The 19,346-nt window shown below is 71.5% G+C and carries 19 protein-coding genes; 6 read left to right on the forward strand and 13 right to left on the reverse strand.

The features are described from left to right. Positions 1-38: 38 nt before the first annotated feature. Complete coding sequence (locus ACIBBA_RS10395; protein ID WP_396695775.1) at positions 39-1,094, reverse strand: zinc-dependent alcohol dehydrogenase family protein; 1,056 nt, start codon at positions 1,092-1,094, stop codon at positions 39-41. 205 nt (positions 1,095-1,299) lie between these two features. On the opposite strand from ACIBBA_RS10395, the gene ACIBBA_RS10400 reads away from it, so the two are divergent. Further along, positions 1,300-1,875, forward strand: a complete 576-nt coding sequence (locus tag ACIBBA_RS10400) for a hypothetical protein (RefSeq protein WP_396695777.1) — start codon at positions 1,300-1,302, stop codon at positions 1,873-1,875. A gap of 31 nt (positions 1,876-1,906) precedes the next feature. Here ACIBBA_RS10400 and ACIBBA_RS10405 read toward each other — a convergent pair whose 3' ends face one another. After that, a complete protein-coding gene (locus ACIBBA_RS10405; protein ID WP_396695779.1) occupies positions 1,907-3,130 on the reverse strand; it encodes a D-alanyl-D-alanine carboxypeptidase family protein in 1,224 nt (407 codons plus the stop codon). A 483-nt stretch (positions 3,131-3,613) separates the two neighbouring features. On the opposite strand from ACIBBA_RS10405, the gene ACIBBA_RS10410 reads away from it, so the two are divergent. Further along, positions 3,614-4,693, forward strand: coding sequence for a LacI family DNA-binding transcriptional regulator (locus ACIBBA_RS10410; RefSeq protein ID WP_396695781.1), 1,080 nt, complete (start codon positions 3,614-3,616; stop codon positions 4,691-4,693). 42 nt (positions 4,694-4,735) lie between these two features. Here ACIBBA_RS10410 and ACIBBA_RS10415 read toward each other — a convergent pair whose 3' ends face one another. Genes ACIBBA_RS10415 through ACIBBA_RS10445 form a run of 7 tightly spaced genes read right to left on the reverse strand, consistent with a single transcriptional unit; the run spans position 4,736 to position 11,600 of the window. Next, positions 4,736-5,605, reverse strand: coding sequence for a sugar phosphate isomerase/epimerase family protein (locus ACIBBA_RS10415; RefSeq protein ID WP_396695783.1), 870 nt, complete (start codon positions 5,603-5,605; stop codon positions 4,736-4,738). Next, entirely contained in the window at positions 5,602-6,651 is a 1,050-nt protein-coding gene (locus ACIBBA_RS10420) for a Gfo/Idh/MocA family protein (protein WP_396695786.1), read from the reverse strand. The genes ACIBBA_RS10415 and ACIBBA_RS10420 overlap by 4 nt, the downstream gene beginning before the upstream one ends. Continuing rightward, positions 6,648-7,475: a sugar phosphate isomerase/epimerase family protein gene (locus ACIBBA_RS10425; RefSeq protein ID WP_396695788.1), complete on the reverse strand. Its 828-nt coding sequence runs from the start codon at positions 7,473-7,475 to the stop codon at positions 6,648-6,650. The genes ACIBBA_RS10420 and ACIBBA_RS10425 overlap by 4 nt, the downstream gene beginning before the upstream one ends. Positions 7,476-7,495: 20 nt before the next feature. Further along, a complete protein-coding gene (locus ACIBBA_RS10430; protein ID WP_396695790.1) occupies positions 7,496-8,455 on the reverse strand; it encodes a Gfo/Idh/MocA family protein in 960 nt (319 codons plus the stop codon). Further along, a complete protein-coding gene (locus ACIBBA_RS10435; RefSeq protein WP_357053852.1) occupies positions 8,455-9,318 on the reverse strand; it encodes a carbohydrate ABC transporter permease in 864 nt (287 codons plus the stop codon). The genes ACIBBA_RS10430 and ACIBBA_RS10435 overlap by 1 nt, the downstream gene beginning before the upstream one ends. After that, positions 9,315-10,268 (reverse strand): carbohydrate ABC transporter permease, encoded by a 954-nt coding sequence (locus tag ACIBBA_RS10440; RefSeq protein ID WP_396695792.1) that lies wholly within the window; start codon positions 10,266-10,268, stop codon positions 9,315-9,317. Before ACIBBA_RS10440 ends, ACIBBA_RS10435 begins: the two co-directional genes overlap by 4 nt. Beyond that, positions 10,269-11,600 (reverse strand): ABC transporter substrate-binding protein, encoded by a 1,332-nt coding sequence (locus ACIBBA_RS10445; RefSeq protein WP_396695795.1) that lies wholly within the window; start codon positions 11,598-11,600, stop codon positions 10,269-10,271. Between the two features lie 170 nt (positions 11,601-11,770). Between ACIBBA_RS10445 and uxaC the strand changes: the two genes are divergently transcribed. From uxaC to ACIBBA_RS10465, 4 genes are all read left to right on the forward strand, one after another. After that, positions 11,771-13,168 carry a glucuronate isomerase gene (gene uxaC / locus ACIBBA_RS10450; protein ID WP_396695797.1) on the forward strand — a complete coding sequence of 466 codons (1,398 nt, stop codon included), beginning with the start codon at positions 11,771-11,773 and terminating at the stop codon, positions 13,166-13,168. After that, entirely contained in the window at positions 13,165-14,502 is a 1,338-nt protein-coding gene (locus tag ACIBBA_RS10455; RefSeq protein ID WP_396695799.1) for a mannitol dehydrogenase family protein, read from the forward strand. The genes uxaC and ACIBBA_RS10455 overlap by 4 nt, the downstream gene beginning before the upstream one ends. A 61-nt stretch (positions 14,503-14,563) precedes the next feature. Then, positions 14,564-15,178, forward strand: coding sequence for an RNA polymerase sigma factor (locus ACIBBA_RS10460; RefSeq protein ID WP_396695801.1), 615 nt, complete (start codon positions 14,564-14,566; stop codon positions 15,176-15,178). Beyond that, positions 15,171-16,118, forward strand: coding sequence for a CU044_5270 family protein (locus tag ACIBBA_RS10465; protein ID WP_396695803.1), 948 nt, complete (start codon positions 15,171-15,173; stop codon positions 16,116-16,118). Before ACIBBA_RS10460 ends, ACIBBA_RS10465 begins: the two co-directional genes overlap by 8 nt. A 79-nt stretch (positions 16,119-16,197) precedes the next feature. Here ACIBBA_RS10465 and ACIBBA_RS10470 read toward each other — a convergent pair whose 3' ends face one another. The 4 genes from ACIBBA_RS10470 to ACIBBA_RS10485 form a co-directional block, all read right to left on the reverse strand. After that, a complete protein-coding gene (locus tag ACIBBA_RS10470) occupies positions 16,198-16,788 on the reverse strand; it encodes a TIGR03086 family metal-binding protein (RefSeq protein ID WP_396695805.1) in 591 nt (196 codons plus the stop codon). A gap of 110 nt (positions 16,789-16,898) precedes the next feature. Then, positions 16,899-17,621, reverse strand: a complete 723-nt coding sequence (locus ACIBBA_RS10475) for an SMI1/KNR4 family protein (RefSeq protein ID WP_396695807.1) — start codon at positions 17,619-17,621, stop codon at positions 16,899-16,901. Between the two features lie 95 nt (positions 17,622-17,716). Beyond that, positions 17,717-18,667: an NADP-dependent oxidoreductase gene (locus ACIBBA_RS10480; RefSeq protein WP_396695809.1), complete on the reverse strand. Its 951-nt coding sequence runs from the start codon at positions 18,665-18,667 to the stop codon at positions 17,717-17,719. Between the two features lie 137 nt (positions 18,668-18,804). Further along, complete coding sequence (locus ACIBBA_RS10485; protein ID WP_396695811.1) at positions 18,805-19,272, reverse strand: MarR family winged helix-turn-helix transcriptional regulator; 468 nt, start codon at positions 19,270-19,272, stop codon at positions 18,805-18,807. Between the last annotated feature and the right edge of the window lie 74 nt (positions 19,273-19,346).

The raw sequence follows: 19,346 nt of genomic DNA on the forward strand, positions 1-19,346 counted from the left end.
GTGATCAACGAGTGGCTACACGCACTTCGAGACACTGCCTAGGCGCCACCGGGCCGGATGAGGCACATGCCGCCGGGACCGGGCCGGTCCATCGTGGCCAGCGCGTCGGGCGTCTCGGCGAGGTCGATGGTTCTGGTGACCAGCTCGGCGGGACGCAGGACGCCCGCGGCGACCAGCCCGAGCAGCTCCGGGTAGGCGTGCGCGGCCATGCCGTGACTGCCCCGCAGCTCCAACTCGTAGGCGATGACGAGCTCCATCGGCAGCGCCGGGCGGCCCTGGGCGGCGGGGAGCAGCCCGACCTGCACGTGCCGGCCGCGCCGCCGCAGGCTCTCGATGGAGGCGGTGCAGGTGGCGTGACTGCCCAACGCGTCGAGGGAGAGGTGAGCGCCACCACCGGTCGCCTCCCGGACAGCCGCGGCAACCGCGCCCGGCGCCGTGAGGGCGCGGCCGTCCAGGCAGACCGTGGCGCCGAAGCGCCGCGCGAGCGCGAGCGCGCCGGGGGCGACGTCGACCGCGACCACCCGCGCGCCGCACGTCGCCGCGATCATCACCGCGGAGAGCCCGACCCCGCCGCAGCCGTGCACCGCGACCCACTCGCCGGCGGCCACCCGCCCCTGGGCGACCACCGCCCGGAACGCCGTGGCGAAGCGGCAGCCGAGCGCCGCCGCCGCCGGGTAGTCCAACTCGTCGGGGAGCCGGACCAGGTTGACGTCCGCGTTCCGCACCGCCACGTACTCGGCGAACGACCCCCACCCGGTGAAGCCCGGCTGCGTCTGCCGCTCGCACACCTGCTGGTCGCCCGCGAGGCAGGCGGGGCACCGGCCACACGCGCAGACGAAGGGCGCGGTGACCCGGTCTCCGGGCCGCCAGCCGCGTACGTCGGCGCCGACCGCCGTGACTACCCCGGCGAACTCGTGACCCGGGACGTGGGGCGGGCGGATGTCCGGGTCGTGTCCCTGCCAGCCGTGCCAGTCGCTGCGGCACAACCCGGTCGCCTCGACGCGGATGACCGCGCCCCCGGGCGGCGGGACCGGGTCCGCGACGTCGCGGACCTCGGGTCGGACGCCGAACTCGTCGAAGATCACGGCTCGCATGTGCGCGATCCTCACATACGCCACCCGGGTGGGCCTACCCCGTTGGCGACCGGGCCGGGCTTGCACCCCCGCCCGAATGATCCAGCGCTCGACACTGACGATCCGTTTCGCGGCCGGGGTAGTTTCCTCATGTTTCGCGAATTTCCGCCGTTCAGCAGGCATTCGCCCGGTGCTGCCCGGCGCCGCCATGGCTACGGTGTCCCGCATGCGTCACGTCTGGACCATGATCACCGCCATTGTCGTCGCGCCGCTGGCGTGGTTGTTGCTCGCGTACGGGCAGGACCGGACCCTGCAGGCCTTCGCCAACGGGGAGAGCACCGGAGCGCTCGCCACCGGGGCGTTCGTCTGGCCGGCGGTGTGCCTGGCCGCCGCGGGGCTGCTGCTGGGCCTGATCGCCACGCTGCGGGTGTCTCCGCTCGGCGCCGTGCTCACCGGGCTCGTCTACACGGCCAGCTACCTGGCCCTGCTGGTGGACCCGGACGCGGTCCTGGGCCTCTTCCCGAAGAGCCTGTCCCTCGCCGGTCGCAGCGTCGACCCGACGATGCCGCTGCGTACCGGCGGCGCGCTGCTGCTCGGCGCGATGCTACTGGTCGGCATCGCCAGCGTCGGCAGGTGGCGGCAATGGCCCACGCCCGCGGTGGCCGAGGCGGAGCCCGACATCGAGGTCACCCAGCCCGAGGACCGCCCGCTCGGCGTGGAGGGTCTCGGATTCCCAGCCGAACCGACACCGGCTTCGACCGCCGGGCTGGCGCGCGCGTTCGACCGCGCCGGTCGGCCCTGACCACCGCCCCCGGACGCCGACTGGGCTCGCCTCAGGGCTTCCCGTCGTGCGACCGGCCGGGACCGCGCCGGGTACCGCGACGCCAGAAGGGGGCCAGGAGGATCAGGACGACGAGGATCAGGACGGCGCCGAGGCCGAGCCCGACGGGCAGCACCATCGACGCCGACTCCTCGACCGGTTCCGAACGCTCGCCCTTGACCGGCACCACCGGACGGTCGTACTTCTTCTCCTCGGGCGCGACCAGGTGGCCGACCGACGCGCCGGGCCGCAGCGCGAAACCCCAGTTGAGCAGGGCGCTCGCCTCGCCCAGGCTGCCCAACGGCGCGGTCTCCGCGCCGAGCAGCGTCACCGCCAGGCGTCGACCGTCGCGTTCGGCCACCCCGACGTACGTCTGCCGGGCGAGGTCGGTGAAGCCGGTCTTCCCGCCAAGCGTGCCCGGGTAGCGGCCGAGCAGCGTGGTGTCGTGGGTGATCGCGAACCCGGGCGTGCCCGGCTGCGCCGGTATCTGGGCCACCGTGGTGGCGATGTAGCGCCGGAAGTCCTCGCGGGCGAAGGTGGCCCGCGCGATCAGCGCGAGGTCGTAGGCGCTGGTGTACTGACCGGGTCCGTCCAGCCCGGAGGGTGTGGCCGCGTGGGTCTGGTTGGCCCGCAGCCGGTGGGCCTCGTCGTTCATCGCCCGCACGCCGCCCGGCCGCCCGTCGGCTCCGCCGCCGACGCGGGCTAGCACGTTGGCCGCGTCGTTGCCTGACCTGAGCAAGAGCCCCAGCCACAGGCTCTCGACCGAGTAACGGCCGCCGACGCTCACCCCCATCAGCGAGCTGGCCGGATCGAGGTCGCGCAGATCCGCCCGGGACACCTCCACCATCTGGGTCGGGTCGAGGCGGGGCATCAACGCCGCCGCCAGCAGCAGCTTCTGCACGCTGGCCGGCGTCCGGTGCTCGTGCGGCCCGCAGCCACCCAGCACCTCGCCGCTGTTGAGGTCCGCCACCAGCCAGGAGGTGGCGGTCACCGCCGGCGCCATCGGCGCACCCGGCGGAATGGCCAACCCCGCCGTCGCCAGCGCCGGCCCGCCGACCGCCGCCGCCGCGGGGTCGACCGGTGGCGGCGACGGAAGAGCCGGCGGCGGCTCGGGCGCCTTCACGGCCGGGCACCGCAGCTGCGGCGCGGCCGCCGCCCGCGTCGGTGGCCCGACGCCCACCACGGCTGAGGACAGAATGACGCTGAGCGTTGCGGCGGTAACCCTTGAGGTGGTCACGTTAACGAACGGTAATCGTCGGCGCGGCCGGTGCGGCCCGATTACAGAAAGCGCGGCACGGTGACGCATCGGAGTCGCGACTCAGCTCGGTCGACGGCCCCGGGCGCGGACAAACCAGACGTGAAACGCATTGTCGGAAGGTGGCGACGAGTGCGCGCTGAACCGCGGATCCCGGGCGTCCGCACGGGCCGTTTGCCCATTTCACGTACCTGCTGACGCTGTCAGTGAGCCTTTTGACGCCCCCCGCATCGCTTGCTCCAGGTTCGTCGCCGCTGGTGTCGGCGGTAGCGAAGCACCGGGTGCCGCACTCGAATGCCTCGAATTCCTTTTCCCGCGCGGAACGGGCGGTGCGTCAGCGCGGCAAATGACGATCATGTTGAACGGTGCAAGGATCCGGTACTACGCCGCGTTACGAAGGTCTGTCTTGTTGCTGGCGTCAACGGCGGGCTCCGCCGCACTCGGCGCGGGTCTAGGATGCGGGTCATGGATCGGCGTCCGACGATCTACGACGTCGCGCGCGAGGCGGGCGTGGCGGCGTCCACCGTGTCCCGGGCCTACTCACGGCCGGGGCGGGTCAACGCGGACACGGCCCGCAAGGTGTTCCAGGCAGCCGAACAGCTCGGTTACCGGTCCGGCCAGCTCGACGGCCAGCAGCCGGCCGGCCGGCCGCCGCAGAAGGCGATCGGCCTGGTGATCGCCGACGTCACCAACCCGTTCTACGGCGACATCATCAAGGGCGCGTACGAAGCCGCCCGGGAGGCTGGCTACCAGCTGATCCTCACCCACACCAACGAGTCGCCGGAGGTGGAGCGGACGACGATCGAGCACGAACTGGCCCAGGTCGACGGCATCGTCATCGCCAGTTCCCGGATGACCGACTCGGCGCTGCGGATGGTGGCCAAGCAGAAGGCGGTCGTCCTGCTGAACCGCATCATCCCCGAGGCGAACTGCGTGCTGAGCGACGCCGAGCGCGGCATCCACCGGGCCGTGGAGCACCTCGCGGCGCTCGGCCACGACCGGATCACCTACGTCGCCGGGCCGGAGACCAGCTGGTCCGACGGGGTCCGCTGGCGGGCGTTGCGGGAGGCCACGGCCGAGCGGGAGCTCGAGACGAAGCGGATCGGCCCGCACGAGCCCACCGTTCTCGCCGGCTTCGGCGCGGCCCGGCGGCTGGCCGAACTCGACGCGACGGCCGTGCTCGCGTACAACGATCAGCTCGCCATCGGCATCATGAAGGGGCTGCGCAAGCTGGACATCGGCGTACCCGAGGACGTCAGCGTGGTGGGCTTCGACAACATCATCCTCGACGAGCTGGTCGAGCCGCAGCTGACCACCATCGCGTCGCCGCTGTACCGGATGGGCCTCACCGGCGTGCAGAACTGCATCGCGGTCGCGCAGGGCGCCCGGACCAGCGGCCAGCCGCTGGTCCTGCCCGTCCGCCTGGTCGTGCGCCAGTCGACCGCGCGGCGCAGGCGCAGGGGCACCTCCGCGGCGCGCGGGACGACCAGGGTGTCCGGGCCGGCCGCGCAGGCCGCGACGCCGCTCGGGGTCGGGTCGCGGTAGCCCGGGATCAACGCCCGGCAGGTTGATGCCGACCCGGGCGCATCAACCGACCCGCGCGGCCACGGCGTGCTGGGCCCAGTGGTACGAAATGCGGTGCGACTCCAACTTCGACGCCACGCTCGGTTCGTCCACCTCGATCATGAAGTCGCCGTCGTAGTCGTCCGGAATGGCGGCCAGCACGGCGTCGAAGTCGACCACGCCCAGGCCGGGCTCGGCCCAGAGTCGCTTCGTCGCCTGCACCTCGTGGTACGCCATGCCGCTGCGCGCCGACGGGGCGAGCAGGTCGGGGAAGCAGTCCTTGATGTGGATGCCGCCGATGCGGTCCGCGTACCGCGCGATGAACGCCGCGGGGTCGACGCCGGCCCAGGTCAGGTGGCCGGTGTCCGGGCCGAACCCGATCACGTCCGGCCCGAGGTCGTCGAGCAGTCGGATGATCTCGTCCGCGGTCTCGAAGACGCCGCCGACGTGCGAGTGGTGCAGCGGGCGCAGGCCCTCGGTCTGCAGCACCCGGCAGATCGCGCCGCAGTTGTCGATCGCCCGGGCCAACCGGCCCGCGTCGAAGCCGGCGCCGACAGCCGGTTGCGCGATCCGGGCCGGGACCGACATCGACGAGATCATCGTACGGTCGAGACCCAGGGCTGTCTGGGTGGCGGCGAACCGCTTGGCCCGCTCCACCTCCTCGGCCATGTCCACGGTCTCGTCGAAGGCGGAGTTGAACAGGCTGAGTGACGGTGCCAGGCCGTACCCGCCGATCCAGTCCAGGTATTCGGCCGGACCCATGTCCTCGGGCACGTCGGCCTTGACCGCGGTGAAGCCGATCTCCTGGAAGTCGCGGAAGGCCGCGTCGAAGACCTCCCGCGTCTTGCCGGCCCGGCTCCAGTAGGGGATGGGGTTGGCGGCGATCCGGTTCACGAGAGGCTCACCGGCCGTCCGGTCCGGGCCGACTCGTATGCCCCGGTGATGACGGCTATCGACTGGCGGTTGGTCTCCAGGTCGACGCGCAGCTTCTCGGTGCCGTTCAGGGCGCCGAGGAAGTTGAGGTACTGCAACCGGTGCGCGTCGGACAGTTGCCCCGGATCGCTGCCGGCGGTCGGCACGGCCCGGTTCTCCGTCGTACCCATCAGCTTCTCCTCCCGGTCCGCGCCGCGGGCGGTGACCTGGAAGAAGGCGAGCTGGTCGTTGTCGATGACCGCCGAGCCCCGATCGCCGTGCACCTGCATCCGCGCGCTCAGTCCCGGGTACGCCGCGGTGCTCGCGTGCAGCACACCGAGCGCGCCGCTGTCGAAACGCACCACGCCGACCGCGACGTCCTCCACCTCGATCCGCTCGTGTGCCAGCGTGCCGGCGTACGCGAACACCTCGACCGGCCGGCCCAGCGCGGCGACGAGCAGGTCGACCGTGTGCACGCCCTGGTTCATCAGCGCGCCACCGCCGTCCAGCTCCCAGGTGCCCCGCCAGTCGCCGGAGTCGTAGTAGCTCTGCCCGCGCCACCAGTCGATCGAGGCGATGCCAGAGGTGAGCCGGCCGAGCTCGCCCCGGCCGATCGCCGCGAGCGTGGTCTCGGTGGCCGGGTCGAACCGGTGCTGCGAGATCACCGTCACGAGGGTGCCGGCCTTCTGCCGCGCGGCGATGATCTCGTCGGTCTTCGCCACGGTGATCTCGGCCGGCTTCTCCACGATGACGTGCTTGCCGGCGTCGAGAGCCTCGACGGCGACTTCGCCGTGCCGGCCGGTCGGCGTGCAGACCACCACGACGTCGATCTCCTCGGCGGCCAGCGCCGCGCTCAGCGAGCCGTACGGTCGGCCGCCGCGCGACGCGGCGAGCTGCTCCGCGCGCTGCCGCTCGACGTCGGCCACCGCGACCAGCTCCACCCGGTCAGCGAGCTGACTCATCACCAGGCCGTGGTGGTTGCCGATCACGCCGGCGCCCACCAGGGCGAACTTCGTCCGTGTGCTCACGCGTACTCAATCCCCTCGGTTGTCAGAAGGTCCGTGAACGCCTGCCACGCCCGGCGGAACTGCTCGGGCCCGGAGAATCCGCCGGTGGCGTGCCCGGTTGCCAGGTGCGGTTCGAGGGAGAAGAACCCGTCGAAGCCGTCGTGGCGCAGCGCGCGGAGGGTGCGGGCCACCTCCCCGTCACCGTGGCCCGCGGGCACCACCGTGCCGTCCGCCGCCAGGGCATCCTTGATCTGCACGTACTCCAGGTGCTTGCGCAGGATGGCGTACCCGTCGGTGTACGGCCGGACGCCGACCTGGACGAAGTTCGCCGGATCCCAGGCGAGCCGCAGGTGCGGCGAGCCGACCGACCGCACCAGGTCGAGGCACCGCTCCGGGATGTCGCCGTAGATCGCCTTCTCGTTCTCGTGCAGCAGGATCAGGTCGGCGTTCTCGGCGACCCGGGCGAGGGCCCGCATCCGGTCGATCACCTCGGCTCGGTGCTCGGCCGGATCCGCGTCGGGACGCAGGAAGAACGAGAAGATCCGGACGTACGGCGCGTCGAAGAAGCGGGCCACCTCGGCGGCATGACGCATCCGCGCCAGGTGCGGCGGAAAGTCCTCGTCGATGAAGATCTTGCCGATCGGCGAGCCGATGCTGGACACCCTCAGCTCGTGCGCCGCCAGGGTCTCCTTCATCCGGGTGAGCTGCTCTGGTGCGAGGTCCAGGATGTTGACGTCCCAGGCGCTGCGTATTTCGACATACTTCAACCCCAGCCCCGCCGCCACCGCGCACTGCTCGGTGAAGTCGGGGGAGATCTCGTCGGAGAATCCGGACAGCGTCCACATCGGCGGTGGCCCTTCCTTGCTCAGGTGTGCTGTCGATAGACCTGATCGATCAGGCGCAGAGACCTGGTGCCCTCCTCGACGCCGAGCCAGAACGGTGCCGGCTCGGGCAGCTGTCGGTAGAAGTCGGCGATGAGCAGCTCGTGCGACGCGCCCCAGTACGCGCGGCCGCCGGGGCCGGTGCGCCGCTCGGCGAGCACCTCGGTGCGCCCGTCCCGGTAGCTGACCGTCAGGTCCCCGCGGATCAGCAGGGTCGCCCGCTCGGTGACGATCTCGATGCCCACCGGTGCGTCGTGGACGTTGGTCACGGTCGCGAAGAGCACGCTGCGCGCCCCGCCGGCGTGCTCGAGCAGCAGATGCGCGGTGTCCTCGACGTCGATCTCACCGCCGAAGCCGTACCGGCCGGTGTGGCCGCGCACCTCGACCACGTCGCCGAGCAGCCACTCCATCAGGTCCAGCGTGTGGATGGCCTGGTTGATCAGCACCCCGCCGCCGCTGCGCGCGGTCCGGCCGCGCCAGGGTCGGGCGCGGTAGTACTCCCGGTCGCGGTGCCACAGCACCGTGGCCGAGCCGCCGCGCACGGCGCCCAGCTCGCCCGACGCGAGCAGCGTACGAGCGGCCTGGGCGGTCAGGTTGTACCGGTTCTGCAGGCAGACACCGATCTTGACCTCGGGGTGATCCTTGGCGGCGGCGATCAGCCGCTCGGCCTGCGCGACGGTGTGGGCCACCGGCTTCTCCAGCAGCACGTGCACGCCGCGCTCCAGGGCGTCGATCGCGATAGGCACGTGCTGGTCGTGCGGAGTGCAGATGTGCACCACGTCGGGACGCAGGTCGTCGAGCAGATCGCGGTGGTTGACGTACCCCGTCGGGGCCCGGCCCGGCTCGGGGTCGCAGACACCCACGAGCTCGACGCCGAGCCGCTCGATCGCGGCGAGGTGCACCACCGACACGTCGCCGCAACCGATCACCGCCGCGGTCGCCACTACTTCACCCCGCCGGCGGTCAGGCCCCCGACCAGGTAGCGCTGGAAGGCCAGGTACAGCAGCACGACCGGTGCCGCGCAGATCAGCGAGGCCGCCATCATCTGCGAGTACACCGGCAGCGCGCCGCCCTCCTGGGTGGAGCCGAAGATCTGCAGCGCCACCGCCGCGGTCTGCGTCTCGGGCCGGGTCAGCACCGAGGCGAACAGCACGTCGTTCCAGCCGAGCAGGAAGGCGAAGATGCCTGAGACGACGATCGCCGGCAGGCTCAGCGGAAAGACGATGCGCCACAGGATGACCAGGGTCGACGCGCCCTCGGTGCGGGCGGCCTCCTCCAGCTCGCGCGGCATGCCGCGCAGGTAGGTGACCATCACCCAGGTGGAGAACGGCAGGGCGAACGTGAGGTACGCGACGAAGAGGCCCCACCGCGTGCCGATCACCGTGAGGCCGAGGTAGTTGCCGGCCGAGGAGAACAGCACGAACACCGGCAGCAGCATCAGCGTGCCCGGGATGCTCTGCAGGCCCACCAGGCCGCGCAGGATGGTCAGCCGCCCGAAGAAGGCGTAGCGGACCAGCACGTACGCGGTGGTGGTGCCGAGCAGGGCGGAGGCCACCGCGGTGAGCGCGCAGACGACGAGGCTGTTGACGATGCCGGTGGACAGTTCGGCGGTGGTCCAGATCTGGGTGTAGCTCTCGCCGGAGAAGGTGCTCGGCCAGAACTCACCGCCGGCCACGCCCACGTCGGTGTTGAGCGACGCCAGCACGATGTAGAGGATCGGCGCCAGCACCATGGCGCAGAGCAGCACCGTCAGGGTGACCAGCAACGGCCGGGGGAGCAGCCGCTGGGCCTCGGCCGAGGCGGTCATCGTCGGGCTCCTTCCTCGTGCACGTCCAGCCGCACCGCCCGCAGGTAGGCGAACAACGGGATGGCGATCAGGATCAGCGAGACCACGGCCATGGCCGCGCTGAGCCCGAACCGCAGGCTCTGGAAGCTGGTGACGTACACCAGCATCGGCATCACGTTGACGTCGTCCGGCGCGGGCGCGCCGAACAGCACGAACGGCAGCGTGAAGTTGTTGATGTGGTTCAGCGTGGCCAGCAGGCAGGCGAGCAGCACCGGCCCGCGCAGGTAGGGCAGGATGACCCGGCGCAGCTTCGACCACCAGGTCACCCCGTCGACCGCGGACGCCTCGTGCACCTCGATGTCCACCGACTGCAGGGCGGCCAGCGCCATCAGGTAGATGAACGGCCACGCCGCCCAGATCTCCACCAGCACCAGCGTCCAGTACGAGGTCGGCCCGCTGAGCCAGAGCCCGCCCTCCACGCCGGCCTTCGCGAGCGTCGCGTTGACGATCCCGTCCGGTTGGAGCATCGTGCGCCACACCGTGGCGACCACGAACGACGGCAGCACGTACGGGATCAGGAACACCGCCCGCACGATCGCCCGGCCGCGGTAGGGGTTCTGGGTGACCAGCGCGGCGGCGATCCCGATCGGCACGGTGGCGACGGTGGCCAGCACGGCGAACGAGACGCTGATCCAGACCGAGTGCAGCAGGCCGGATCCGACCGACTCGACGTAGTTGTCCAGCCCGATGAACGGTGCCTCGATCCACCGGCGCAGGGTGTACTGGTCGAGGTCGATCGCCGAGATCCACAGCGCCAGGACCAGCGGGATCAGGATGACCAGGACCATCAGCACCCCGCCGGGGGTGAGGAGCCACAGCGGACGCTGTCGCTCCGTCACGCCCCGGCGGCGCCGCTGGGGCGGCGGCTTCGCCGTCCGCACCTCGGGCGTGAGGGTGCTGTCGACAGCCATCTACTTGACCCGGTCCAGTGCCGACTGGGCGGTCTTCTGCGCCGTGGCCAGCCGGCTGTCGATCTGCTGGGGGCTGATCGGGCCGTTGGAGAGGTCCGGGATCGACTGCACCACCGCGTTGGTGAGCGCCAGCTGGATGTCCGCCCAGGCGCCGGTGAACGGGGTGGCCACGGACTTCTGCTGCGCCTGGACGACCACCTGCAACTTCGGGTCCGACAGCAACGTCTGCGCCGCGGCGGCGTTCGCCGGCAGTTGGCCCAGCCGCTGGTAGAGGTCCAGCTGCGCGTCCTGGTCGGTGATCAGCTTGACGAACTGGAACGCCAGGTCCTTGTTCTTGGAGTAGTCCGCCACCAGCAGGTTGTCACCGGAGAGGATGCTCGCGGCCTCCACGCCGTTCGCCGGCCGGGTGGTGGCGCCCGGCGGCACGGTGGGGAGCAGGGCGAACTTCCATTTGCCCTTGACCGCGCCGGCGTCGAGCGCCTTCGCCGCGAGCGCGGAGGTCAGCGCCATGTAGCCGGTCTTGCCCTTGGCGAACTCGCCGATCGCCTGCGAGTTGGACCAGCCGACCGCGGCCGGGTTGACCACCCGGTCGGTGGCGAGCCAGCCGAAGTAGGTCTCATAGGCCTTCTGCACCGCCGGGTCCTGGATCCGCGCCGTCTTTCCGTCCACGAGCGGGTTGCCGGCCTGGATCGACATGCCCCAGATGAACTTCCACGGGTCGAAGTTGTCCTTGTACGCCACGGCCAGCCCGTGCTGGTCTCCCTTGGTCAGCCGCTTGGCGTGCTGGGTCAGCTCGTCCCAGGTGGTCGCCGGCTTGTCGATACCTGCCGCGGTGAGCAGCTCGGTGTTGTAGACCATGACGAACGGCCGGCCCACCCACGGAATGCCGACCTGGTTCTGCTCGTCCGGCCCGGAGATGCCCAGCGACGAGGGGATGAACTTGTCCTTGCCGCCGATCTTCTTCCACTCCTCGTCGCCCAGGGTGACGAAAGCCTTGGTGGAGTACGCGGTCGGGGTGAACGTGGTGCCGACCGCGTAGACGTCCGGGCCGCTGCCGGAGACCACCGAGGTCTGGATCTTGGTCAGCTCGTCGTTGGCGGTGGCGAACGTCTCCCACTTGACCTCGGCGCCGGTCTGCGACTTGAACCTCTGGGCGATCGACTCCTGCCACGCCTGCTGTTCCGCGGGGTACTGGGTGTTCGCCCCGATCAGCACGTTGAGCGTCTTGCCGGAGCCGCTGGACTCGTCGCCGCCTCCGCAGGCAGCGAGCGCGGCGACCAGCGCGGTCGCACCGGCCACCGCCACCGCCGCTCGCATCTTCCGGTATCGCATCTGCTGCTCTCCTAGGGGTGTGCCGGTGCGGAGTGAGCCGCATCACTGTTACCGGATGGTTTCCGCATGCCGACGATCGACGCAACGAGTTGCCAGTTGTTGCCACGCCGACCGAGGCAACAGGTGGCAACCGCTTGCGAACCCCCAGCGGCCCGCCCACGCTCGGGCTCATGGCCGCTCTGACGTTGCATCCCGACCGGTTGTTGCCCATCGACGCGGGAGTGCGCTCAATCGCCCGCCGCCTGTACGAGGCGGTCCGCGACCTCCCGATCGTCTCGCCGCACGGGCACGTCGATCCCCGGATGCTGCGCGACGACACCCCGTTCGCGGATCCCACCAGCCTGTTCCTCCAGCCGGACCACTATGTGACCCGGCTGCTGCACGCCGGCGGTGTGCCGCTTCAGGCGCTCGGGGTGGGGGAGGAGCCGCTGCCCGAGGACCGGGCGCGGGAGGCCTGGCGGTTGCTGTGCGCCCACTGGGATCTGTTCCGCGGCACCCCCGTGCGCTACTGGTTCGACAGCGAACTGGTGGAGATCTTCGGCGTGACCGAGCGGCCGTGCGCGCAGAACGCGGACGCGTTGTACGACCTGATCGCGGGGCAGTTGAGTCAGCCGAGCCATCGTCCGCGAGCCCTGCTGCGCCGCTTCGGCATCGACTTCCTGGCCACCACCGACGACCCGGCCGACGACCTCGCCGCGCACGCGGCGCTGCGCGACGCCCCGGACGTCGACACCACCGTGGCGCCCACCTTCCGCCCCGACAGGTACCTGGAGATCGGCCGGCCGGGGTGGCCGGAGAAGGTCAAGGAACTCGGCGGCGATGTCGGCGACTACGCCGGGTACCTCGCCGCGCTGGAGGAGCGCCGTCGGTACTTCGTCGCGCACGGCGCGGTCTCCGCCGACCACAGCCACGCCGACGCGGGCACCGAGCCGCTGGAGCGGCACGAGGCGAAGCGCATCTACCGTGCGGCCCGCGCCGGCACCGTCTCGCCGGCCGAGGCGACCGCGTTCCGCCGGCACATGACCTTCGAGATGGCGCGCATGTCGTGCGACGACGGCCTGGTCATGACGCTGCACCCGGGCATCCACCGCAACCACCACCCGGCCACCGCGAACCGGTTCGGCCCGGACACCGGGCACGACATACCGACCGCCGTCGAGTTCACCCACGCGCTGCAACCGCTGCTCGCCCGGTTCGGCACCCACCCGGGATTCCACCTGGTGCTGTTCACCGTGGACGCGGAGGTCTACAACCGGGAGATCGCGCCGCTCGCCGGCTTCTACCCGGCGGTGTACGCCGGAGCTCCGTGGTGGTTCCTGGACAACCCGTCCGAGATCCGCTGCTACCAGGCGGCGGTCACCGAGATCGCGGGGTTCTCCCGGCTGTCCGGGTTCATCGACGACACCCGCGCGTTCTGCTCCATCCCGGCCCGGCACGACATGTCCCGCCGCCTCGACGCGGGGTTCCTCGCCGGGCTGGTCGCGGCACACCGGCTGGACGAGGACGAGGCCCTCGACACGCTCGCCGCCCTGGTCAGCGACCAGCCGCGCAAGGTCTTCAAGCTGTGAGGCCGCACCGGGCCACCAGACCGCCGGTCCGCATCGTCCACCTCGGGCTGGGCGGTTTCTTCCGGGCGCACCAGGCCTGGTACACCGGGGCCGCCCCGGACTCGGCACGATGGGGCATCGCCGCGTTCACCGGCCGGTCGCGGGCGCTGGCCGACCAGCTGACCGAGCAGGACGGGCTCTACACGCTCGTGGTTCGCGGGCCGGACCGCGACGAGATGGCCGTGCAGACCGCGGTCTCGGCCGCGCATCCCGGCACCGACCTGCAGTCGTGGTGCGCGTACCTGGCCGAGCCGGACGTCGCGGTCGTCACGCTGACCGTCACCGAGGCGGCGTACCGGCGGCACCGCGACGGCGGCCTGGACCTCGACGCTCCCGACGTCCGGGCCGACGTCAGCGCGCTACGTCACGGTGCTGAGGTGACCACTGTGCCCGGCCGTCTCGTCGCCGGTCTGGCCGCCCGGCGTATCGCCGGTGCCGGTCCTCTCGCCGTGGTCTCCTGCGACAACCTGCCGGGGAACGGCGAGGCCACCGCCCGGGTGGTGCACGACCTCGCCGCATCGGCCGAACCGGGGCTGGCCGGGTGGATCGCCGAGAACGTCTCCTTCGTGACCACCATGGTGGACCGGATCACGCCCCGGACCACGCCGGAGGACGTGCGCGTGGTGGCCGAGCTGACCGGGCACGAGGACGCCGTGCCGGTGGTCACCGAGCCGTTCTCCGAATGGGTGCTCGGCGGCGACTTCCCGGCTGGCCGTCCGACGTGGGAAGCGGCAGGCGCTCGGTTCGCCGACGACATCACCCCCTACGAGACGCGCAAGCTGCTGCTGCTCAACGGCGGGCACAGCCTGCTGGCGTACGCCGGCAGCGCGCGCGGGCACGACACCATCGCGGCCGCGGTCGCCGACCCGGTCTGCCACGGTTGGCTGGACCAGTGGTGGGACGAGGCCGCGCGGCACGTGCCGCTGCCCGCCGTCGAGCTGGCCGACTACCGGACGACCCTGCTTCAGCGCTTCGCGAACCCGCGGATCCGGCACACGCTGGCGCAGATCGCCGCGGACGGCTCGCAGAAGTTGCCGATCCGGCTGCTGCCGGTGCTGCGCGGCGAGCGGACCGCCGGCCGGATGCCCACCGGGGGCGCGCGGATGCTGGCCGCCTGGATTCAGCACCTGCGCGGGGCCAGCGCGCCGGTGAACGACGCCGGCGCCGGCCCGTACCAGCAACGAGCGGGGTCGGCGCGAGACGTGCTGGCGCTGCTCGCGCCGGACCTGGCCGGCGACACGGACCTCATCCACGCGATCGACGAGGCGGGCGCACATCTACCGTTGCGCCCGTGAACCGTTTGGCCGCCGGACGCGGATAACAGGTGATGCTTCCCGACTCCGCGAAAGGCCCTACATGAAACACCTGCGGCGAGCAAAGGATGTCGATGTCGGTGCGGTGGCGGACGCAGCGATCATCGCGCGGTCCGTGCAGGAACCGGAGATCTTCTCGGCGATCTTCGACCGGCACGCGCCGCACATCCATCGCTACCTCGCCCGGCGTCTCGGCGTGCCGGCCGCGGACGACCTGGTCGCCGAGACGTTCCTCGCGGCGTTCCGTCGTCGGGATCGATTCGACGTCACCCATCCGAACGCCCGGCCGTGGCTGTACGGGATCGCTACCAACATCGTCGGCCAGCACCGGCGGAACGAGGAGCGGGAGTACCGACTGCGGCAGGCGTACGTCCCCCTGACGAGCGAGGCGTCACACGCCGACCGGGTCGCCACCGCGGTGACGGCGCAATCGCTACGCCGACTCCTCCTCGACGCGTTGGCCCTGCTCTCCGACGGAGACCGCGACGTGTTGCTGCTGATCGCCTGGGAGGAGTTGACGTACGACGAGGTCGCCGCCGCCCTGGCGATCCCGGTCGGCACCGTGCGATCACGACTCAACCGAGCCCGCCGGTTGCTCCGTGAGCAGTTGGGCGGCGAACCGGCCAGCACGATCGAGGAGGCACTGAGCAATGGATGAGATGCGACTGCTCCAGCAGGTCGGCGACGAGACCGGGCTGCCGACGGCCGAGCGGTTGGTGCCGGCCCGTACGCGGCTGACGACCGTGATGACCGCGATGGCCGCGCCGTCTCCCGCACTCACGACCTCGACCGTCCCCCCGACGCCTCCTCGTTCGCGGCGACCGGTCTGGCGACTCGTGCTCACCGGGGTGGCGGCGGCGGGCGTGGCGGCGTCGCTGGCTTCGGTTCTGGTGCTTGCGCCGGACCCGCTCGGTGGCAGCACGCCGGCCGCCCGGGCGGATGCCGCCCAGGTTCTCCGGAACGCGGCGGCCGCCGCGCTGGAAGTGCCCGACGTCAGTCCCCGGCCGGGCCAGTTCGTCTATTCACGCAGCCAGGAGGGTCCGGGAATCCGGGAGAGTTGGCAGTCGGTGGACGGAACCCGGGACGGTCTGGTCATCGAGACCTCTGCCGCCGGCCGCACGGAAATGGTCGTGCCCGGCTGCCGGAACGGGCGAGCCGCGGTGGTCAAGGGCGACCAGGTGGTGCCGGGCAGGACCGAGCGGTGCATCCCCGCACCCGCCTACCGCGCCGACATGCCCACCGACGCCGCCGCCATGCGGGCCTTCCTGACCGAGCATCGCAGCGGTGAACCAGGCGACGCCAATGCCGCCGGCAAGGACGTCCTCTACTACCTCACCGACAGCTACCTGCGCCCTCGATCCCGTGCGGCGCTCTACGAGGCGGCGGCGACGACGCCGGACCTGCAGGCTGTGGAGCAGGTCAAGGATGGCGCGGGCCGATCAGGCATCGGGATCACCTGGCCGTCGACGGGCGGCCCGGGCCAGGTCGTGCTCGTCTTCCACCCCGAGACCTACGCCTTCCTCGGCGTGGGCGGGTCGGCGGGGTCGTCGGCCGTGCTGGCCCTCGCCGTCGTCGACCGGGTCGGTCAGACACCCTGAGTTTCCGCTGACCGGGCGGGCGCCTCGGCGGGCCCGCCCGGTGGCCGCCCGCTCGGTGCCGAGCCGAGCGGCGGTCGTGCTAGGACTTCCACCCGGGATCGCGGCCGGTGAGCCCCAGGACCCGGTCGAACAGGGGAGCGTCGGCGGGCAGGGCGACCGACGGCCCGAAGAGGCCGGGGGTGCCGTCGCTGCTCGCCTGCTGCGACACCAGGCCGTGGACCGTCTCGACGGTACGGTCGTCGACGTCGTATCGCTGCCCGGTCGAGCTGGCGAGATCCCATCCGTGGATGACCAGCTCGTTGAGCGCGACGACACCCATGATCCCGGCCGGCAGCACCACCCCGGCGACCGCGACGTCGCCCGTCCACGCGGCCGGCTCACGCCATGCGGCAACCAGCTCGTCGAGCTGTGCCGGCAGCCGGGTGCGCCACCTCGGGTCGTGCTCCGCTGCGGCGGGGTCGCCCGGGCCATCCGGCGCGGGGTCGGGGCCCTTCTCGGCGGCTGTCCGGAACGCGAGCGTCAGCCCCATGAGGTGGTGAAGCAGGTCGGCGACCGTCCATTTCCCGCACGGGGTGGGGCGGCTGAGTTGGTCGTCGGTCACCCCGCCCAGCAGCGCGGCCAGCGCGCGGGCCGCCGGCTCGAAGTCAACCGTGTCCTTACTGTCGATCATCGGTCTCTCCTCAATCGTGGACACGTCCGCACGCTACGCGCCGGGACCGACAGGACAGCTCGCATCGCGCAGCGCCACTGCGGTGCGGTGGTCCGGCTGGGTTGCCGGACTCAGTCTCTCCACGGGTACGGGTTGAGGGGCTCAACGTCCCGAAGCCACGCCGGACGTATTCCCGGGGAGTCGGCTGTCGCGCCCCATTCGCACGCCGGGCCGGCCTCCTGATCGATCTCCAGCCCCGAGTCGTCCGGAGCGGTCGCGAACAGCTCCAGATCCTCGGCGTAGCGGACCAGCAGCTGCCGCCACGACGGGGCCAGGACGTGCCAGGTGGTTCCCTCGGGATCAACCCGAACCACCTGGCCCGGCGTGCCCCCCGGTGGCGGATCGAGGTCGAGGAACCAGTGCACGTCGCCGTTCATCGTGCCCACGAACACCCGGTCGGCTCCGTTCAGAGTCGGCCGCACCGGTCCGCTCACCTGGATCATGTTCCGGTCGACCAGGTAAGCCCAGACCCGAGGATCGTCGAAGACCGGGTCGGGGTCGAACGTCGTGCGCCACATCCGCGTCGCCTCGACGATCTCGTCGGTGTCGTAGAGGTAATCCAGCGGCACCGGGCTGGGCCAACCCCACTTCGTGCCGCCGTGAACGCGCAGACTGGCGCGGACATCCGGCGGCAGCACCACCGCCAAGGCGGTCTCCACCGCATCGATCGCCTGCGCCTCGGCCGGCGCCCCGAGCTGCCCCAGCGAAGCCGGCAGGACACGGCCCAGGCTGGCCTCGATCCGCGCCCAGGCGTCGGCCACGTCCTCGTCCGCATGCGTACCCGCGTCGGTCACGACGCGGATCTTAGGACTCACTGCCCAACCGGCGCAGGCCCAACCACCGCGCTGTCGGCGACGGGGGACGCCGCTGAGCGGTGGGGACCGACGCGCTAGTCCGCGACGTGAACGACGATCTTCCCGCGGTGTTTGCCCGTCTCGAGCGCCTCATAACCCGAGCGGGTCTCCGTGAGGGGCAGCACGCGGTCCACCACCGGCTTCAGCCGGCCGTTGTCGACGAGTTCGGCGATCGAACGCAACGCGTTCTGGTCGGGCGCGACGATGAAGTACACCCCGCGGGCGTCGTGCCGGGCTGCCTCCTGCTGGTCGGGAGGCGTGGCGGGGCTGACCAGGATGCCGCCCGCCTTCAGGACCGACCAGGACCGTGACTGCGTCACGCCGCCGACGAGATCGATGACGACGTCCACGTCGCGGACGTGATCCTCGAAGCGGTCATGCGCGTAGTCGATGGCCTGCTCGGCGCCCAGGCCTTTGACGAATTCCAGGTCGGCCGCCGCTGCCGTGGCGCTCACCCGAGCACCGAGACCGGCCGCGATCTGCACCACCTGGCTCCCCACGCCACCGGCGCCGCCCTGCACCAGCACGTGTTGGCCGGGCTGCAGATCGGCGTGGTTGACCAACGCCTGCCAGGCGGTCAGCGCGGACAGCGGAAGCGCCGCGGCATGGTCGTGGTCGACGGTGGCGGGTTTGGCTGCCACGACGGCCGCGGGCAGGGTGACGTACTCGGCGGCGGCGCCATCGCGGGTGAAGGGGATCAACCCGTAGACAGCCTCCCCTTCGGTGGGGCTCTGCACCTCCGCCCGGGATGCCGCGACGACTCCGGAGAACTCGTGCGACGGGATGATCGGCGTACGTTCGGGCCCCGAGCCGTCGGAGCTGTGCGTCCAGGTTTCCGGCCAGGTGAGTTCGTGCGGGGTCATCGAAGCCGCCTTGACGGCCACCAGCACCTCACCGGGCCCCGGCTCGGGCCGCGGAACCTGCTCGTACACGAGCTGTTCCGGACCGCCCCTGGTGTGAGCTCGCACGGCGTACATCGTGCTCATCCGACGACGTCTCCTTTCCGACCCGCATCCGGGTCGGCCCACGTGCGGCGCCCCAGGCGGAGCCGGCTCCAGGTTGACACCCCGCATTATCTGGGTGGTGAGCAGCCGGACGCCGGACTTCCGCGATCCCGGCGGTCTCAGCCCTCGGTGTCGTGGCCGATCGCCGGCAGGCTCGCCACGCCACGGCCCAGCGCGGTCCTGAATTCCCGGTAGAGGTCCGCACCGAGCGCGTCGGAGAGGTGCTGCTCGATCAGGTCGACCAGGCCGTCGGAGACCTCCATGAACTCGAGACCACGGTCCGTCGGGATGATGAGCTTTGCCCGGCGGTCGGCCGGGTCCGGTGCGCGCCGCACGTAGCCGAGCCGCTCCAGCTCGTCGAGGATCGCGCCCATCGTCTGCTTGTTCCGCCCGGCGAGCCGGGCCAGTTCGCCGGGCCGGGTGCCCTCGGCGTCCAGGTAGGCGAGGACCGCGCCGTGGCGGGGCCTGACGTCTCCGAACCCGTGCTCGGCCGCGCGCGTGAAGATCTCGCGCTGGACCCGTGCGGAGAGCTGGACGGCCAGAATCCCGAGGTCGGGGTCCTGTTCCTTACGTGTGCTGCGTCTCATAAACTAGTCCAATCATTGGACGGTCCATTATCTGAACTATATCGTCGTCGGCGCGCCACAGCGGCCGAATCGCG

Origin of the sequence: Micromonospora sp. NPDC051006 (assembly GCF_044456245.1) — a bacterium.
In the GTDB taxonomy this organism is placed as follows: Bacteria; Actinomycetota; Actinomycetes; order Mycobacteriales; family Micromonosporaceae; genus Micromonospora.

Bases quoted from the DNA above. Each gene is read 5' to 3' on its own strand.
- ACIBBA_RS10395 (WP_396695775.1), bottom strand. From the start codon at position 1,094: ATGCGAGCCGTGATCTTCGACGAGTTCGGCGTCCGACCCGAGGTCCGC.
- ACIBBA_RS10400 (WP_396695777.1), top strand. From the start codon at position 1,300: ATGCGTCACGTCTGGACCATGATCACCGCCATTGTCGTCGCGCCGCTG.
- ACIBBA_RS10410 (WP_396695781.1), top strand. From the start codon at position 3,614: ATGGATCGGCGTCCGACGATCTACGACGTCGCGCGCGAGGCGGGCGTG.
- ACIBBA_RS10425 (WP_396695788.1), bottom strand. From the start codon at position 7,475: ATGTGGACGCTGTCCGGATTCTCCGACGAGATCTCCCCCGACTTCACC.
- ACIBBA_RS10435 (WP_357053852.1), bottom strand. From the start codon at position 9,318: ATGACCGCCTCGGCCGAGGCCCAGCGGCTGCTCCCCCGGCCGTTGCTG.
- ACIBBA_RS10440 (WP_396695792.1), bottom strand. From the start codon at position 10,268: ATGGCTGTCGACAGCACCCTCACGCCCGAGGTGCGGACGGCGAAGCCG.
- ACIBBA_RS10445 (WP_396695795.1), bottom strand. From the start codon at position 11,600: ATGCGATACCGGAAGATGCGAGCGGCGGTGGCGGTGGCCGGTGCGACC.
- uxaC (WP_396695797.1), top strand. From the start codon at position 11,771: ATGGCCGCTCTGACGTTGCATCCCGACCGGTTGTTGCCCATCGACGCG.
- ACIBBA_RS10460 (WP_396695801.1), top strand. From the start codon at position 14,564: ATGAAACACCTGCGGCGAGCAAAGGATGTCGATGTCGGTGCGGTGGCG.
- ACIBBA_RS10465 (WP_396695803.1), top strand. From the start codon at position 15,171: ATGGATGAGATGCGACTGCTCCAGCAGGTCGGCGACGAGACCGGGCTG.
- ACIBBA_RS10470 (WP_396695805.1), bottom strand. From the start codon at position 16,788: ATGATCGACAGTAAGGACACGGTTGACTTCGAGCCGGCGGCCCGCGCG.
- ACIBBA_RS10480 (WP_396695809.1), bottom strand. From the start codon at position 18,667: ATGAGCACGATGTACGCCGTGCGAGCTCACACCAGGGGCGGTCCGGAA.
- ACIBBA_RS10485 (WP_396695811.1), bottom strand. From the start codon at position 19,272: ATGAGACGCAGCACACGTAAGGAACAGGACCCCGACCTCGGGATTCTG.